The organism is Bradyrhizobium oligotrophicum S58, assembly GCF_000344805.1.
Taxonomy (GTDB): Bacteria; Pseudomonadota; Alphaproteobacteria; order Rhizobiales; family Xanthobacteraceae; genus Bradyrhizobium; species Bradyrhizobium oligotrophicum.
This window is the reverse complement of the sequence record NC_020453.1, coordinates 7,011,871-7,027,336: the sequence shown is the minus strand read 5'-3', so window position 1 is coordinate 7,027,336 and position 15,466 is coordinate 7,011,871. Positions and strand designations below refer to the sequence as shown.

Sequence of the window (15,466 nt, the reverse complement as noted above, 5' to 3'; positions counted from 1 at the left end):
GACGTGGGTTGGCGCTCATCCGCGGACGCGAAGTACGATCTTCCCGATGTGTCGGCTCGTCTCCATGCGTTCGTGCGCATCGGCTGCCTCGGACAGGCGATAGGTCCTGTCGATGTGCGGCCGAATGGCCGTTCCGAGAAGGGGTGAGATGCGTTGCCTCAGGTCGGTTGCGATGCGCCGCTTGAGATCGAGCGGCGTCGACCGCAGGAATGCGCCGGTGATGCTGGCCCGGCGCGCCATCAGGCTGCGCAGTGGCACTCCGAGGTCTTTCCCGCCTCCAGCCGACAGCAGGGCGATCCGTCCGCCCATCGCGAGCGCAGCAAGGTCCTGCGCGATGTGAGCGCCTGCGGAGGTGTCGAGGATGCAGTCGACGCCGCGCTTCCCCGTCGCCGCGCGGATCTGCCCGGCGAGATCGGGATCGGCATAGTCGAACACGGCGCTGCAGCCGAGCCTGAGCGCCGCGGCGCGCTTCTCCGCGGTGCCGGCGGTGGCAAAGACCGGATGACCGAGCGCGCGCAGCAGCTGGATCGCGATGGTGCCGACACCACTGCTGCCGCCATGAATCAGGGCCGTCTCCCCGGGCGCCATGCGCATCAGCTCGAAGAAGTTGAACCAGGTCGTGAACATCGCCTCGGGCAGGGCGGCGCCCTGGATCCAGTCGAGGCCGTTCGGCAAGTCCAGTGCAAGATGCTGATCGGTGGCAACGTATTGCGCGTATGAGCCGCCGTCGGTCAGCGCGATCACCGCTTCACCCAGTCGCTCCGGGTGAACGTTGGCGCCGCAGGCCACGATGCGCCCCGAGGCTTCCAACCCCGGCACGGGATTGGGCTCCCGCGACGGCCCGGCGGCGCGCTGGTTGCAGTCGTGACGGTTGATGCCGGCGGCGGCGACCTCGATCAGCACGTCGTCGGGTCCGAGGCGCGCCGGGACCGGCCAGTCCTGCCGCTCCGACAGGACCTCGGGGCCGCCGGCGGCGGTGATGATCACGGCGCGCTGATGGTTCGGAATCATGCCTGGTCGCTCATGTGCTCACTTGCCGACCAGGCTGCATTTGCTGCGGTCGAGCGGACGAAACGCCTGATCGGGAGCGATCTTCGTCACCAGCTTGACGAAGTCCCAGGGCGCCTTGGATTCGGCCGGCGTCTTGACCTGGACGAGGTACAGGTCGTGCACCATGCGCTGGTCGTCGCGGATCTGGCCATGGTCCGCATAGGCGTCCGAGACCGGCGTGGATTTCATCTTCGCCATCACGCTCGCGCCGTCATCGCTGTCGGCATCCTTCACCGCCTGCAGATAGTGCCGCACGGCCGAATAGACCCCGGCCTGGATCTGTGACGGCATTGCCTTGCGGCGCGCGTAGAACGCGTCGGAGAAGCGGCGCGCGGCGGGAGAGGCATCCTCGAAGAAGCTGGTGACGATGAGATCGCCCTGCGTCGCCTTGAGGCCGATGGCTTCGATGTCGACGTTCTGGAACGACATCGGCACGATCTTCATGCCCTGCGCCGCAAGCCCGAATTCCTCGGCCTGCTTGATCGCGGTGGCGTTGTCGCCGGCGACGTTGAGCGCCAGGATCTTGGCGCCGGAGGCCTGGGCCTGCAGCAGGAACGAGCCGTAATCCGGCGTGCCGAGCTGCGCCTTGACGCTGCCTGCGACGGTGCCGCCGAGCGCGGCGATGCGGGCCCGCGCGGTCGCCTCGACCGAATGGCCGAATGCGTAGTCGCCGGTGATGAAGAACCATGGCTCCTTGCTGGTCTGCATGATGCCCGACACGACCGCGGTCGCGGTCGAATAGGCGTCGTGCGTCCATTGCACCGAGGTCGGGGCGCAAGCCTCGTCGGTGAGCTGGTTGGCGCCCGCCCCCGAGATCAGGAAGATCCTGCCATTGCTGCGCACCAGCTCCTGGACGCCAAGCGCCGCGCCGGAGCTGCCGCCGTCGGCGATCGCCTGCACGCCGTCCTGCTCGAACCAGCGCCGGGCGATCGAGACCGCGATATCCGGCTTGTTCTGATGGTCGGCCTGCAGGATCTCGATCGGCCGGCCGTTGATCTTGCCGCCGAACTCTTCGGCCGCCATCCGCGCCGCCTCCACCGAGCCGGGGCCCATCGCGGTTGCGAAGATGCCGGTCATGTCGGTGAGCACGCCGATCCGGATGGCTTTCTCTTTGATTTCGGCCTGCGCGGATGAGCCTGCAACCAGCAACAGCAGAGCGATGCCGGATGTGAGACGGCGCGACATGATGATCCTCCCCGGATTCAACGACTTTGTTTGTTATGTCGTGTTTGGTTGGTGCGCCTCGCGGTTGTCCGCGAGGCGAAGAGTCAGGCTGCCGGTTCGGCGGCCACGGGATTGCGCAGCACGCCGATGCCGGAGATCTCGACCTCGACCGTATCGCCGGGCTTCATGAACAGCGGTGGCGTGCGCTTGAAGCCGACGCCTCCCGGCGTGCCGGTGACGATCACGTCGCCCGGCAGCAAGGTCATGATCGTCGAGCAATAGACGATCAGATCAGGCACATCGGTGATGAGGAGATCCGTGGTGGTCCGCTGCACGGTCTCGCCATTGAGACGGGTCTGCAGCGTCAGCTTGGACGGCTCGGGGATTTCGTCAGCGGTGACCAGCCAGGGACCGAACGCGCCGGACTTGTCGAAGGTCTTGCCCGACAGGAATTGCGACGTATGGCGCTGCCAGTCGCGGATGCTGCCTTCATTGTAGCAGGAATAGCCGGCGATGTGGGTGAGCGCGTCCTCGCGCCGGACATGCCGGCCGGCTTTCCCGATCACCAGGGCGAGCTCGCCTTCGTAGTCGAAATGATCGGAGACAGCAGGGCGAACGATCGGCTGCAGATGGCCGACCTGGCTGGTCGGAAAGCGCGCGAACAGCGCAGGCTTCTCGGTGACGGTCCGCCCGGTCTCGGCGACGTGGTCACGATAGTTCAGGCCGACGCAGATGATCTTGCCGGGATCTGGGATGACGGGCGCAAAGGCGATCGCATCGAGCGGATAGTCGACCTGTTCGGACGCGAGCAGCGCGGCGGCGTCGCGAAGCGCATCCGCCTCGAGCAGCGCGCGCAGGCTCTTCGCCGGGAGCCGCCGGCAGAGGTCGACGACACCGTCTCCCTTCACCGCGCCGTATCCGGGACGCCCGTCGATCACAAAGGAAACCAGCTTCATACGTGAACCCTCTCAAAAAGAACGGAAACGCTCAGGCCGCGCTCGGCAGCGGTGCGAGGAAGGCGAGGCCTGACAACAGCGCCGCGGGATCTTCGCCCGTGCGGACAGCACCCAGGATGTAGCGGTCGGGGCGCATCAGCACGGCGTCGAAGCCGTGCTGATCGAGCCAGCCGTCGAGGCCGCCAGCTTCCTCGCCGCAAATGACGGCGACGTCAGCGGCCGTCAGGCGGGCATGATGCTGCTCGATAATTGCGGTCCCGAGACCGGACCGGCAGAGCAGCGCAAAGCGATAGCCGACGCGGTCGTCGCTGCGGCCGTGATCACGGCTGCGGAATTGCGGCGCCAGTCTTCCCGTCATGCTGCGTTCGCCGCAGGCAAGGCCCGGGCCGAGCGCCGGCTTCTGCACGTCGAGCTTGAGCTGGCCGTCGCCCTGTGCCGTGCCGGTCGCAAGCGCCGCCTCGACCGCCTTGGTGTTGATGAGCCCACCCAGCCGGATCGCGAGCTCGATGAATTCGCGCACATGCGGCGCGCGTTCGCTCTGATAGGTGTCGAGAAGATCGGGCGTTGTCTTGCCGGCGATCACATGGGCCAGCTTCCATGCGAGGTTGGCTGCGTCGCGAATGCCGGCACACATGCCCTGACCGAGGAAGGGCGGAGTTTGATGTGCGGAATCGCCTGCGAGCAGGAACCGTCCGGCGCGCCATTGCTGGGCCACTGCGGAGTGGAACGTGTAGACGGCGGCGCGTTCGATCTCGGCCTCTGCGGGCCGGAGCCAGGGCGAGAGCAGCTCCCACACGCGAGCCGGTTGGGTGATGTCGACCGTGTCCTCGTCAGGGTGAACCGCGATTTCCCAGCGCCGGCGGTTGCCGGTGCCGCGAATATAGGTCGCGGGGCGCTGTGGATTGCAGTGCTGGACGCTGAAATCGCCGAGATCGGGCCGCTCCTGCTTCAGCAGCACGTCGCAGACCAGCCAGCGCTCGTGAAAGCCGAGATCGTCCAGCGCCGAGCCGATGAAGCGGCGCACCAGCGAGCGCGCCCCATCGCAGCCGACCACATAGGCGCAGGAGATGTCGACGAGCCGGCCGGTGGCGAGATCCTCATAGCGAACGCGGGCGCCGTTGTGGTCCTGCTCCAGCGCGAACACATCGCAGCGCGTGCGAAGTTCGACATGCGGCCAGCGCTCCAGGCCATTGTTGAGCACGGCTTCGAGGTCTGGCTGGTGAAAGCGGTAGCTCAGATTCCAGCCCATCGCCGTCAGCTCGCGCGGGCGCGGCCAGTCGAGCAGCAACCGGCCCTCCGCATCGACGAAGCGCATGCCGGGACTCAAGCTGAGATGGGGCAGGATGGCGTCGGCGAGGCCGATGGTCTGGAACACGCGCATGCATTCGTCGTCGAAATGCACCGCGCGCGGCAGATGATAGGTCTTGGCTTCGCGCTCCAGGATCAGGGTGCGGATGCCGCAGAGGCCGAGCAGATTGGCGAGCGTCGAGCCGACCGGTCCGCGACCCACGATGACGACGTCGAAATTTTGAGAGTGTGCGCCCGTGTTGCTCATGGTCGCATCTGATCCGCAACCGCCTCGCAGCTTCAAGGCGCGGTCACGAACTGTCCGCCCTGCGGACGCTTAACGCTCGACGGGAATAGCGGCTGCGGCGTCGCGCAACGGCGCCGCGTATTGAGCGACAGCCTCCTCCAGGCTCATGGCGGAGCGGATCCAGATGATCGACATGCAGCCGAACACGACGTCGTCCCGTACGATCGGCACCGCGATCGACGACGTCTTCGGATTGAATTCACCCTCGTTGCGGATCGCATAGCCGCGCTGAGCCGTTTCCGTCACCATGCGCTGCAGCCGCTCGGGCGCCAGGAAGGAGACGTCCTCGGCATCCTCGATGCGTCGCAGGTGATTGATGATGAGGTCGCGCTCGGCGGGCGGGCAGGCGGCCAGATAGGCCCGGCCGGCCGAGGTCCGCAGCATCGGCAGCCGCTTGCCGATCATGCTGCGATCGATCGAGAGCGGGCTGCGCGCATGCGTGGTCTCCTGGATGACCATCGCGCCGTTCTCATAAGTCGACAGGTCGACGGGCCAGACCAGGGTGCGGCTGAGCTCGGCGAGATAGGGCGCGGCCGCCTGGCAGATGACGGTGCCGGGATCATAGCCGTCGCCGAGGCTCAGCGCATGGCGCGTCACCCGGAAGCGGTCGTCGCTGGCGCTGCGCGCGACGTAGCCGAGCTCCTCCAGTGTTTCGAGCAGACGATAGACCGTGGGCCGCGGCAGATCGAGCAGGCGGGCGACGTCGCCGGCGCGAATGCCGCCGGACCGATTGACCGCGCGCAGCACGTCGAGGCCCCGCTTGAAGGCGCGGACACCCTCCGCAGGACGGGCTTGCGGAGATCGCGTCCGTTGCTTGGACACCTGGAAAATCCTCCCTGTTCTTCGTTTCCGTCCGCCGATACCGTCTTGAGAACGCGAGCCGGATGCAGGGGCGGCAGTCTACTGCAGGACCGCGCGGAGCTGATACGAATATTCCGCCCGCGCCTTTCGGGAGAAAACAAGATGGACATCACGGCGCTGGGTTACATCGGCATCAAGTCGTCGCAAGCGGAGCAGTGGGGACGGATGGCGACCGAGCTGCTCGGGATGCAGCGCATCGATCGCGCGGCCGGGATGCAGGCCTACCGCATGGACGACCGCAAGCAGCGGCTGATCGTCGATGGCGGCGGCGATGGCGGGCTCGCCGTCATGGGCTGGGAGGTCGGCGACGCCGCCGCGCTCGCGCGCCTGGCGGGCCGGCTCGAAGACAACGGCGTGAAGGTCATCAGCGGTTCGCAGGCACTGGCCGACGAGCGTCATGTCACCGAGCTGATCTGCTTTCAGGATCCCGCCGGCAACATGATCGAGGTGTTCTGGGGAGCAGCCGTCGCCTCGGATCCCTTCAGGCCGGGACGTCCGATCTCCGGCTTTCGCACCGGGGCGCTTGGCATGGGACACGTGGTGCTCAACGTCGAGGAGGTCGAGCCGCTGCTGCCGTTCTATCGCGACCTGCTCGGCTTCCAGGTGTCCGACTTCGGCCTGACGCCGTACAAGCTGTATTTCTTCCACGTCAACGGCCGCCACCACAGTTTTGCGATGGTCGGCTCCGGCCGCCGCACGCTGCATCATTTCATGGTGGAGCTCGGCAGCCTCGACGATGTCGGCCAGGGCTATGACCTGGCGCAGCTCGACGACGGGCGCGTGGCCTACACGCTGGGCCGTCACACCAACGACCACATGACCTCGTTCTACGTCAACACGCCCTCGGGATTCTTCATCGAATATGGCTGGGGCGGCCGGGTGATCGATCCCACGACCTGGCAGCCGCATGAGACCTTCGACGGTCCGTCATTGTGGGGACACGAGCGGTTGTACCTGCCGGACGAGCCGCGCAAGCGCCTGCGCGACATGCGGCTGTCCGCTGCTGCGCGCGGCGTTCGCGTGCCCGACCCCAATGTGCCGCCGCTGAACTGCGCGTGGCTCGACGCTGTCATCGCGCAGGAATGAGCCGAACTGGCGAGGGCTACACCGGAATCCGCACGCTCGCGCGCAGGCCGCCCATCGGGCTGTCGCCCAGCGTAATGTCGCCGCCGTGCGAGCGGGCGATGTCGCGGGCGATGGCGAGGCCGAGGCCGGTGCCGCCTTCGTCCTGGTTGCGCGCGTCGTCGAGGCGCAGGAACGGCTTGAACACCTCCTCGCGCATGGCGGCCGGGATGCCCGGGCCGTCATCGTCGACGGTGATGGTGAGATAGCGGTGATCGCGATGGCCGGTGATGGCGATCGCATCGGCATGGCGCGCGGCATTGGAGACGAGATTGCCGAGGCAGCGCTTCAGCGCCTGCGGCTTCACCGTGACCACCGGCAGGCCATGGAACGACACCGTGGCGGAATGGCCGTTGCGCTCGGCGTCGCTGCGCAGCTCCTCGAGTGCATTGGAGATGTCGGTCGGCTGCGCGATCTCGCCATTGTCGCCGCGCGCGAACGCCAGATAGTCCTCCAGCATGTGCGACATCTCGTCGACGTCCTTGCGCATGGCGTCGATCTCGGGACTGTCGCCGAGCAGCGCCAGCTCCAGCTTGAAGCGGGTCAGGATGGTGCGCAGGTCGTGACTGACGCCGGCCAGCATCGCCGTGCGTTGCTCGAGGGTGCGCTCGATGCGCGCCTTCATCTCCAGGAAGGCGTGGGCCGCACGCCGCACCTCGCGCGCGCCGCGCGGCCGGAAGTTCGGCACCTCGCGGCCTTTGCCGAAGCTCTCGGCGGCATCGGCGAGCCGCAGGATCGGCTTGATCTGGTTGCGCAGGAACAGCACCGAGACGATCAGCAGGATCGACGACGTGCCGACCATCCAGAACAGGAAGATGTCGGTGTTCGAGGCGTAGGCCGCGCCGCGCTGCGCGAACACGCGCATCACGGCATCGTCGAGCGCGATGCGGATCTCGACCAGGTTGGAGCGGCCGACGGTATCGATCCAGAACGGCCTGCTGATCTGGCGGCCGATCTGGCTCGACAGCGACTGGTCGAGCAGGTTGAAGAACGGTTTGGGTCCGGGCGGCGGCATGTCGCCGGCGGGCAGGAAGTCGACCACGAGGTTCAGCCGCTGCTGCGCGATGCGGCGGAGCAGCGTGCGGTCCTTGTCCTGCGGATAGCCCTTGTAGATGTCGATCAGCGCCGCGACGTCCTGCACCACGGCGGCGGAGAGGCGGCGCGTCACCGTGTTCCAGTGGCGCTCCATGAACACGCCCGCGACGACGGTCTGCAGGATCACCATCGGCACGATCATGATCAGCAGCGCGCGCGCATAAAGGCCGGTCGGCATCCAGCCCTTGAACGCATTGCCGACCACGCTGTTGACGCGCGACACCCGCCGCGATGCGGTGCGGATGAGAGTGAGGCCGGTGTCGAGCGTGGTCATGAGGGGGCGCTCTCGCTGCTGCCGTCATTGCGAGCGAAGCGAAGCAATCCAGAGTCATCGCGGGAATTGCTTCGCTTCGCTCGCAATGACGGGGAGAGGGCAGGGCCTCTCTGCTCTCGCGGTGAGGATGTGAGCGCAGACGGCTTCGAAGATGAAGACGTAGCTCCCGCGCCAACGGCGGTGCGCTCCCTCTCCCCGTTCTTACGGGGAGAGGGCTGGGGTGAGGGGGGGGCGCACGAGCGGTGTTCGTGGTGAGACCTGTACTCCCTCACCCGGATCGCATCTGACGATGCAATCCGACCTCTCCCCGCAGGCGGGGAGAGGTTGAGACCGCGCTCGGGGTGAGAGCTCGAATCCAACCGGAGAGAATGAGCGTCCTCACTGGCGCAACGCGCGAGAAGAGCAACGTGGTCGGAGCGGCCTATCATCAACCCGCTCTCAACCCGACGTCATCAGCCGGTAGCCGATGCCGCGCACGGCCTGCAGGAACAGCGGATTGGCCGGGTCGCTTTCGAGCTTGCGGCGCAGGCGGTTGATCTGGACGTCGACGGCGCGCTCGTTGACGGTGCCGTTGCCGGTCAGCGCGCCGCGCGGGACGGTCTCGCCGCGGGCATTGGCGAGGATGCGCAGCATCTCGCGCTCGCGGTCGGTCAGGTGGACGATCTCCTCGGCCTGCTTCAGCTCGCCGCGCGCCAGATGATAGACGAACGGCCCGAACGTGATCTGCTCGATGACCTCCTCGGCCGGCGGCGGCGCCGCGCGCTTGAGGATGTTGCCGATGCGCAGCGCGAGTTCTCTCGGTTCGAACGGCTTGGCGACATAGTCGTCGGCGCCGAGCTGCAGGCCCTCGATGCGGCTCTCCGGCTCGGCCCGCGCCGTCAGCATCACGATCGGCACCGAGGACTGGGTGCGGATGAAGCGGGCGAGATCGAAGCCGCTTTCGCCGGGCATCATCACGTCCAGGATCAGCAGGTCGAAGTGCAGCCCGGTGAGCTTGGCGCGGGCATCGCTCGCGCTCGCCGCCGTGGTGACGCGATAGCCTTCGCCGCGCAGGAAGCGCGACAGGAGATCACGGATGCGGCGGTCGTCGTCGACCAGCAGCAGATGCGGCGCGTCGTCGGCAGGTGTCTGCGGCGTGCGGGTGGCGATGGCGGCGATCGTCACGGTCATTCCTTTGCGGTGGCCGAATTCGTGCCGGCCAGGGGCGTCCTGAAAATCGCTTCCAACACCTTGTCCGGGTCGTCGCGATCGATCATCGCGCGCAGGAATTGCCGGACCTTCTCGGCGCCGGCCGGTCCGATCTGCTCCAGCGCGCGGTCGATGCGTCGCGTCTGCAATCCGGCGAGCTTGGCCACCAGCGCCTCGCCCTTGGGCGTGGCGAAAAGAAGGCGCTGCCGGCGATCATTGTTGCCGGTCTTCTGCACGATGTAGTCCTCGTCCAGCAGCTGCTTGAGCACGCGGCCGAGCGACTGCTTGGTGATGCGCAGCACGTCCAGCAGGTCGGCGACCTTGAGGCCGGGATAGCGCGTGACGAAATGCATCACGCGGTGATGCGCGCGGCCAAAGCCGAATGCTTCCAGCTCATGATCCGCATCGCCGACGAAATCGCGATAGGCGAAGAACAGCAGCTCGATGATGTCCCAGCGCAGCGGGGGAGCGCCGTCGGCCGCTTGGGGCTCGACGGCCCGCAGTTCGGGGCTCAATACCGGAGACGAGAAATTTATGTCAGCCATATTGACGTTTCTGCGGTTCAATGTTACAAAACAATCGTCCGCTACGAAATTTTAGGTCGTTTCATCGGCGGGCGATCGTCTCAGGACGTGTCATAACGGGCCTTTGGCAACCCGGACGGGCAGCCTGGGCCGCGCTTGGAACTACCGTGTGATGTCGAGCGGCATTTCGGCAAACCATACTGGACTTCCGCCGGGCGCAAAAGCATGTCCTGTGGTGACACGCTTGCCCGGAGAGCGGCTCAAAAGCCGGTCGCGGCAGGTCAGAAATTCAAAAGCCGACCGGCCCGAACGGACGGGTCGGCGCCAGAACTCGCAAATGGCGACCAGAGCGGGGGAAGCAAGGACATGACATTGACATTCGACATTAGGCCTTCGACGAGCCCGACCTCCGATCAGGAGCGCGCCACCAGGCTCGCTAACCCGGGTTTCGGCCGGGTGTTCACCGATCACATGGCCGTGGTCCAGTACAGCCAGGACAAGGGCTGGCACAGCGCGCGCGTCGAATCCCGCGCCAACTTCCCGCTCGATCCGGCCGCAGCCGTCCTGCACTACGCACAGGAGATCTTCGAGGGGCTGAAGGCCTACAAGCGCGACGATGGCGGCGTGAACCTGTTCCGCCCCGATGCCAACGCCAAGCGGTTCTGGAATTCGGCCGAGCGCATGGCGATGGCGCAGCTGCCGCCGGAGGTTTTCATCGAGGCGGTCGAGCGGCTCGTTCAAATCGATCGCGCCTGGATCCCGGGCGGCGAGGGCAGTCTCTATCTGCGCCCGTTCATGATCGCCAACGAGGTATTCCTGGGCGTGAAGCCGTCGGCGGAATACATCTTCGCGGTCATCGCCTCGCCGGTCGGCTCCTATTTCAAGGGCGGCCCGGCGCCGGTCTCGATCTGGGTCTCCGAGAACTACACCCGCGCCGCCGTCGGCGGCACCGGCGGCGTCAAATGCGGCGGCAATTATGCGGCGAGCCTCAAGGCGCAGGCCGAGGCGATCGCGCATGGCTGCGACCAGGTCGTGTTCCTGGACGCGATCGAGCGCCGCTATGTCGAGGAGCTCGGCGGCATGAACGTGTTCTTCGTGTTCGACGACGGCTCGCTGTCGACGCCGCCGCTCGGCACCATTCTGCCCGGCATCACCCGTGACTCCATCATCAAGCTGGCGCGCGACGCCGGCCGCGAGGTGCGCGAGGAGGCGTATTCGATCGACCAGTGGCGCGCGGACGCCAAGAGCGGCAAGCTCAAGGAAGCCTTCGCCTGCGGCACCGCCGCCGTGATCTCGCCGATCGGCAAGGTGTGCTCGGCGAGCGGCGACGTCCTGATCAACGGCGGCGAAGCCGGCCCGGTCGCCATGGGCCTGCGCAAGCAGCTGGTCGACATCCAGTACGGCCGCAGTCCCGATCCGCATAGCTGGATCCGGGATGTGAAGTGAAGGGCAGGGCTCCCTTGCGCTTGAAGGTTCTGGGCACAGTCTGGCCGCGCTGACGCTGCGCTCCCCTCCCCCTTGCGGGGAGGGGTCGGGGGTGGGGGTCCCAGGAAAGACTTCCCGTGTGGACCCCCCACCCCGACCCTCCGCCGCAAGGGGGGAGGGGGCGCACCGTCCGTGCGGCGAAAAGCTCGGCTTTCATTGAGACGCTCAAGCCAGCGTCACGCGCTAGCGTGTGATCTCCCCGCGGGTTGCTGCACCCTGTCTCGGCTGCTACCAAAGCCTTCAACGAATTCCATCCCGTAGGGTGGGCAAAGGGCCGCGAAGCGGGCCGTGCCCACCGCTACGGCGTCATCCAGCCATGGTGGGCACGCTGCGCTTTGCCCACCCTACGTTCCGGTCCCCATGTCCGACAAACCCAAAAAAACCCAGAAGCTGAAGGCGCGGCTGCCGCGCGGGCTCGAGGATCGCGGCCCCGCGGCGATCGCGGCCACGCGCGAGATGGTCGAGAAGATCCGCGCCGTCTATGAGCGCTACGGCTTCGAGCCGGTGGAGACGCCGGCGTTCGAATACACCGACGCGCTGGGCAAGTTCCTGCCCGACCAGGATCGTCCGAACGAGGGCGTGTTCTCGTTCCAGGACGACGACGAGCAGTGGATCTCGCTGCGCTACGATCTCACTGCACCGCTGGCGCGCTATGTCGGCGAGAGATACGGCACCGACAGTCTGGTGCTGCCCTATCGCAGCTACCGTTCCGGCTACGTCTTCCGCAACGAGAAGCCGGGCCCCGGCCGCTTCCGCCAGTTCATGCAGTTCGACGCCGACACGGTGGGCTCCGCATCGCCGGCGGCCGATGCCGAGATGTGCATGATGGCGGCCGACACGATGGAGGCGCTGGGCATTGCCCGCGGCGACTACGCGATCAAGGTCAACAACCGCAAAGTGCTCGACGGCGTCATGGAGTCGATCGGCCTCGGCGGCGACGAGAATTTCGGCCGCCGGCTGACCGTGCTGCGCGCGATCGACAAGCTCGACCGGCTCGGCGAACGCGGCGTGCGTGAGCTGCTCGGCGCCGGCCGCAAGGACGACAGCGGCGACTTCACCAAGGGCGCCGGCCTCGACGACGCGCAGATCAGGAAGATCGAGACCTTCGTCAATGCGCGCGCGCTGGTCGCGCCGCCGACGCTCGCTTATGCCGGCGACAAGGATGTTGCGCAGCGTCTCGCCGGCGATGCCGATCGCAAGGAGAGTGAGTACGACGTCGCGCGCCGCATCGTCGACATGCTGCGCGAGACCTTTAGCGACTCGAAGCTCGCGGTCGACGGCCTGAACGAGCTCGTCGAGATCGCGCGCCTGGTCGATGCCGCCGGCTACCAGAGCCAGATCATGGTCGATCCGTCCGTCGTGCGCGGTCTCGAATACTACACGGGGCCGGTGTTCGAGGCGCAGCTGCTTGCCGAAATTCCCAACGAGAAGGGCCAGCCGGTCGTGTTCGGCTCGGTCGGTGGCGGCGGTCGCTATGACGGGTTGGTCTCGCGCTTCCGCGGCGAGCCGGTGCCGGCGACCGGCTTTTCCATCGGCGTGTCGCGCCTTCAGGCCGCGCTGACCATGCTCGGCAAGCTCGACACGCGGCCGGCGTTCGGGCCCGTTGTCGTCACCGTGTTCGACCGCGATCGCATCGCCGACTATCAGAAGATGGTCTCGACCCTGCGCAGTCACGGCATCCGCGCCGAGCTCTATCTCGGCAATCCGAAGAACATGGGCAACCAGCTCAAATATGCCGACCGTCGCAACGCGCCCTGCGTCATCATCCAGGGTTCGGACGAAAAGGCGCGCGGCGAGGTGCAGATCAAGGACCTGATCGAGGGCGCCAAGGCGGCGGCCGCGATCGCCTCCAACCAGGAATGGCGCGAAAGCCGTCCGGCGCAGTTCTCAGCCAAGGAGGATGAACTCGTCGCCGGCGTCCGCGAGGTGCTCGCGCGCCATGACGTGAGCTGGGGGTAGGGTAGATCGTCATGCGCGGGCTTGACCCGCGCATCCATCACTTCAAACGACGCTGTCGATTTTGGCTCGTCATTGCGAGCGAAGCGAAGCAATCCAGGGCCAAGCAGAACGATCTGTCGGAGAAGCCCTGGATCGCTTCGTCGCTTCGCTCCTCGCGATGACGAGAGCCAAAGGGATTGATTTGAAAAGGTCTGTCGTGAGAACCACGGCAAATAGAGGAGACCGCGAATGCCTGAGATCACCGTGAGCATGGCCGCCGGCCGCACCGACGAGCAGAAGGCCAACATGATGCGCGACATCACCAAGGCGCTCGTGACGCATCTCGGCGTCGATCCCGAAGCCGTGGTGATCCAGATCAACGAGGCGCCGCTGACGCACAAGATGAAGGGCGGCAAGACCTTCGTCGAGCGCCTGGCCGAGCAGAAGAAGTAGCTGGTCGTCCCGGCGACGCGAGGCCATCACATCGCTCTCGACAACCACCGCTGTCGTCCCGGCGAACGCCGGGACCTATACCCCCAGGGGAGCTGTTCGAGGCAGGCCGGTCATTGGCCTTTTGCCCATCACGACCGCCGCGGCGTATGGGTCCCGGATCGGCGCTACGCCCGCGCTGTCGCGCGTCGCAGCTTGTCCGGGACGACGTCTGAACTTGGAGCAGCCATACTTGGAGCGATCATGGACGCACGTGAGATCATCAAACCGGGCATGCGCGCCGAGCGGCTGCTGGTGGTGCCGCCGGAGCGCACGGTCGGGCACTTTGTTCCTCATATGCCGATGGTCTATGCGACGCCGATGATGATCCTGGAGATGGAGATGACGTCGGGCGACGCCATCAATCCGGTGCTGCCGCCGGGCTGGGTCACGGTCGGCACCGAGGTCAATGTCCGGCATCTCGCGGCCTCGCCGGTCGGCGCCACCATCCGCACCGTGGCCGAGGTGATCGAGGTCGAGCGCCGCGTCATCCGCTTCGTGGTCGAGGCCTATCATGGCGCGACGAAGATCGGCGACGGCCGCCACGGCCGCGGCCTGATCAATGTCGCGCAGTTCAAGAAGCGGTTTGCGGTGCCGTAGCGGCCGCCTCCGTCATTGCGAGGAGCGTAAGCGACGAAGCAATCCAGAGTCCCGCACGCGACTCTGGATTGCTTCGCTGCGCTCGCAATGACGGAGGATGGAGTGGGGCCCTACTTCGCCAATTCCTTCGACCTCGCCGTGGCCGCCGCAACCGCCCGCTCCAGCAGCGGCTGAAAACCGTCCGCGCCCATCAGCACCGCCAGCGCTGCGGCGGTGGTGCCGCCGGGGGAGGTGACGTTCTGGCGCAGGGTTGCGGAGGACAGCTCCGAGCGATGCAGCAACTCGCCGGCGCCCGACACGGTGTCGCGCGCGAGCCGCGTCGCCAACGCCTCGGGCAGGCCAGCGGCCACGCCGGCGCGGGCGAGTTCCTCGGCAAGCAGGAACACATAGGCCGGACCAGAGCCGGAGACTGCGGTCACCGCATCCATCAGCGCCTCGTCGTCGACCCACTCGACTGCGCCGGTGGCGAGCAGCAGCGCATCCGTCAGTGCCCGCTGCGCGGCGCTGACATTGCCGGCGGGCACCGCCACCGTGATGCCGCGGCCGATCGCGGCAGGCGTATTCGGCATCGCGCGCGCCACCGCGCCGCCCACCACCTCCTGCAGGGCCATGATGGGCGTGCCGGCCATGATCGACAGCACCAGCGTGGACTCGCTCACCCATGGCTTCAGCGCCGGCCCGGCCGCGCGGAACATCTGCGGCTTGACGGCGACGACGACGACCTCGGCCGGTGCAGCGTCGGACGGGTTGAGGCGGATGCCGTTCGCAGCGAGGGCGGTGATCTCGGCCGACGGCATCGGCTCGATCACGACGACGCGCGCGGGATCGAGCCCGCCGGCCAGCCAGCCTGTCAGCATCGCCCCGCCCATCTTGCCGGCGCCGGCGAGGACGAGGGTGCCGGTGAGGTGTTGAAAGGGATTGTTGCTCACTGCTGTCACCACAACAAAGCTGTCGTCCCTGCGGAACGCAGGGACCCATAACCACCGGCGGTTCTAGTGGAGCGAGGGCAGGGCGACAAGCATCGCGCGCCACACCGGCATCACGCGGCTTGCGACGAGCGCCAAAGGCGCTCGCGCAGGGGTCCCTGCGTCGCAGGGACGACACCAGGGATGGGGAAGCGCCGCCG

14 protein-coding genes are annotated in these 15,466 nt (G+C 66.9%); 5 read left to right on the top strand and 9 right to left on the bottom strand.

The genetic code is table 11. From position 1 onward, the window contains the following. Nucleotides 1-15: 15 nt before the first annotated feature. The 5 genes from S58_RS30465 to S58_RS30445 all read right to left on the bottom strand — a co-directional run bounded on the left by S58_RS30465 (nucleotide 16) and on the right by S58_RS30445 (nucleotide 5,586). Complete coding sequence (locus S58_RS30465) at nucleotides 16-1,011, bottom strand: NAD(P)H-quinone oxidoreductase (RefSeq protein WP_015669279.1); 996 nt, start codon at nucleotides 1,009-1,011, stop codon at nucleotides 16-18. 18 nt (nucleotides 1,012-1,029) lie between these two features. After that, nucleotides 1,030-2,235: an ABC transporter substrate-binding protein gene (locus S58_RS30460; protein WP_015669278.1), complete on the bottom strand. Its 1,206-nt coding sequence runs from the start codon at nucleotides 2,233-2,235 to the stop codon at nucleotides 1,030-1,032. A gap of 83 nt (nucleotides 2,236-2,318) precedes the next feature. Next, nucleotides 2,319-3,170, bottom strand: coding sequence for a fumarylacetoacetate hydrolase family protein (locus S58_RS30455; RefSeq protein ID WP_015669277.1), 852 nt, complete (start codon nucleotides 3,168-3,170; stop codon nucleotides 2,319-2,321). A gap of 31 nt (nucleotides 3,171-3,201) precedes the next feature. Beyond that, the gene (mhpA, locus tag S58_RS30450) at nucleotides 3,202-4,725 is read right to left on the bottom strand and encodes a bifunctional 3-(3-hydroxy-phenyl)propionate/3-hydroxycinnamic acid hydroxylase MhpA (protein ID WP_015669276.1); all 1,524 of its coding nucleotides are present in this window, start codon (nucleotides 4,723-4,725) and stop codon (nucleotides 3,202-3,204) included. A 69-nt stretch (nucleotides 4,726-4,794) separates the two neighbouring features. Then, complete coding sequence (locus S58_RS30445) at nucleotides 4,795-5,586, bottom strand: DNA-binding transcriptional regulator (RefSeq protein ID WP_015669275.1); 792 nt, start codon at nucleotides 5,584-5,586, stop codon at nucleotides 4,795-4,797. 141 nt (nucleotides 5,587-5,727) lie between these two features. On the opposite strand from S58_RS30445, the gene S58_RS30440 reads away from it, so the two are divergent. After that, complete coding sequence (locus S58_RS30440; RefSeq protein WP_015669274.1) at nucleotides 5,728-6,711, top strand: VOC family protein; 984 nt, start codon at nucleotides 5,728-5,730, stop codon at nucleotides 6,709-6,711. A gap of 16 nt (nucleotides 6,712-6,727) precedes the next feature. On the opposite strand, the gene S58_RS30435 is transcribed toward S58_RS30440, so the two are convergent. The 3 genes from S58_RS30435 to S58_RS30425 all read right to left on the bottom strand — a co-directional run bounded on the left by S58_RS30435 (nucleotide 6,728) and on the right by S58_RS30425 (nucleotide 9,849). After that, nucleotides 6,728-8,116, bottom strand: coding sequence for an ATP-binding protein (locus S58_RS30435; RefSeq protein WP_015669273.1), 1,389 nt, complete (start codon nucleotides 8,114-8,116; stop codon nucleotides 6,728-6,730). Nucleotides 8,117-8,554: 438 nt separating this feature from the next. After that, nucleotides 8,555-9,286 carry a response regulator gene (locus tag S58_RS30430; protein WP_015669272.1) on the bottom strand — a complete coding sequence of 244 codons (732 nt, stop codon included), beginning with the start codon at nucleotides 9,284-9,286 and terminating at the stop codon, nucleotides 8,555-8,557. Beyond that, on the bottom strand, nucleotides 9,283-9,849 hold the full coding sequence (locus S58_RS30425) for a MarR family winged helix-turn-helix transcriptional regulator (protein ID WP_015669271.1): 567 nt from the start codon (nucleotides 9,847-9,849) through the stop codon (nucleotides 9,283-9,285). Before S58_RS30425 ends, S58_RS30430 begins: the two co-directional genes overlap by 4 nt. A gap of 345 nt (nucleotides 9,850-10,194) precedes the next feature. On the opposite strand from S58_RS30425, the gene S58_RS30420 reads away from it, so the two are divergent. The 4 genes from S58_RS30420 to S58_RS30405 all read left to right on the top strand — a co-directional run bounded on the left by S58_RS30420 (nucleotide 10,195) and on the right by S58_RS30405 (nucleotide 14,340). Further along, a complete protein-coding gene (locus tag S58_RS30420; RefSeq protein WP_015669270.1) occupies nucleotides 10,195-11,274 on the top strand; it encodes a branched-chain amino acid aminotransferase in 1,080 nt (359 codons plus the stop codon). 399 nt (nucleotides 11,275-11,673) lie between these two features. Continuing rightward, the gene (gene hisS, locus S58_RS30415; RefSeq protein ID WP_015669269.1) at nucleotides 11,674-13,272 is read left to right on the top strand and encodes a histidine--tRNA ligase; all 1,599 of its coding nucleotides are present in this window, start codon (nucleotides 11,674-11,676) and stop codon (nucleotides 13,270-13,272) included. A 228-nt stretch (nucleotides 13,273-13,500) separates the two neighbouring features. Further along, complete coding sequence (locus S58_RS30410) at nucleotides 13,501-13,704, top strand: tautomerase family protein (protein WP_015669268.1); 204 nt, start codon at nucleotides 13,501-13,503, stop codon at nucleotides 13,702-13,704. Nucleotides 13,705-13,944: 240 nt separating this feature from the next. After that, nucleotides 13,945-14,340: a thioesterase family protein gene (locus S58_RS30405; RefSeq protein WP_015669267.1), complete on the top strand. Its 396-nt coding sequence runs from the start codon at nucleotides 13,945-13,947 to the stop codon at nucleotides 14,338-14,340. 110 nt (nucleotides 14,341-14,450) lie between these two features. Here S58_RS30405 and proC read toward each other — a convergent pair whose 3' ends face one another. After that, the gene (gene proC, locus S58_RS30400) at nucleotides 14,451-15,278 is read right to left on the bottom strand and encodes a pyrroline-5-carboxylate reductase (protein ID WP_083938840.1); all 828 of its coding nucleotides are present in this window, start codon (nucleotides 15,276-15,278) and stop codon (nucleotides 14,451-14,453) included. Nucleotides 15,279-15,466 lie beyond the last annotated feature (188 nt).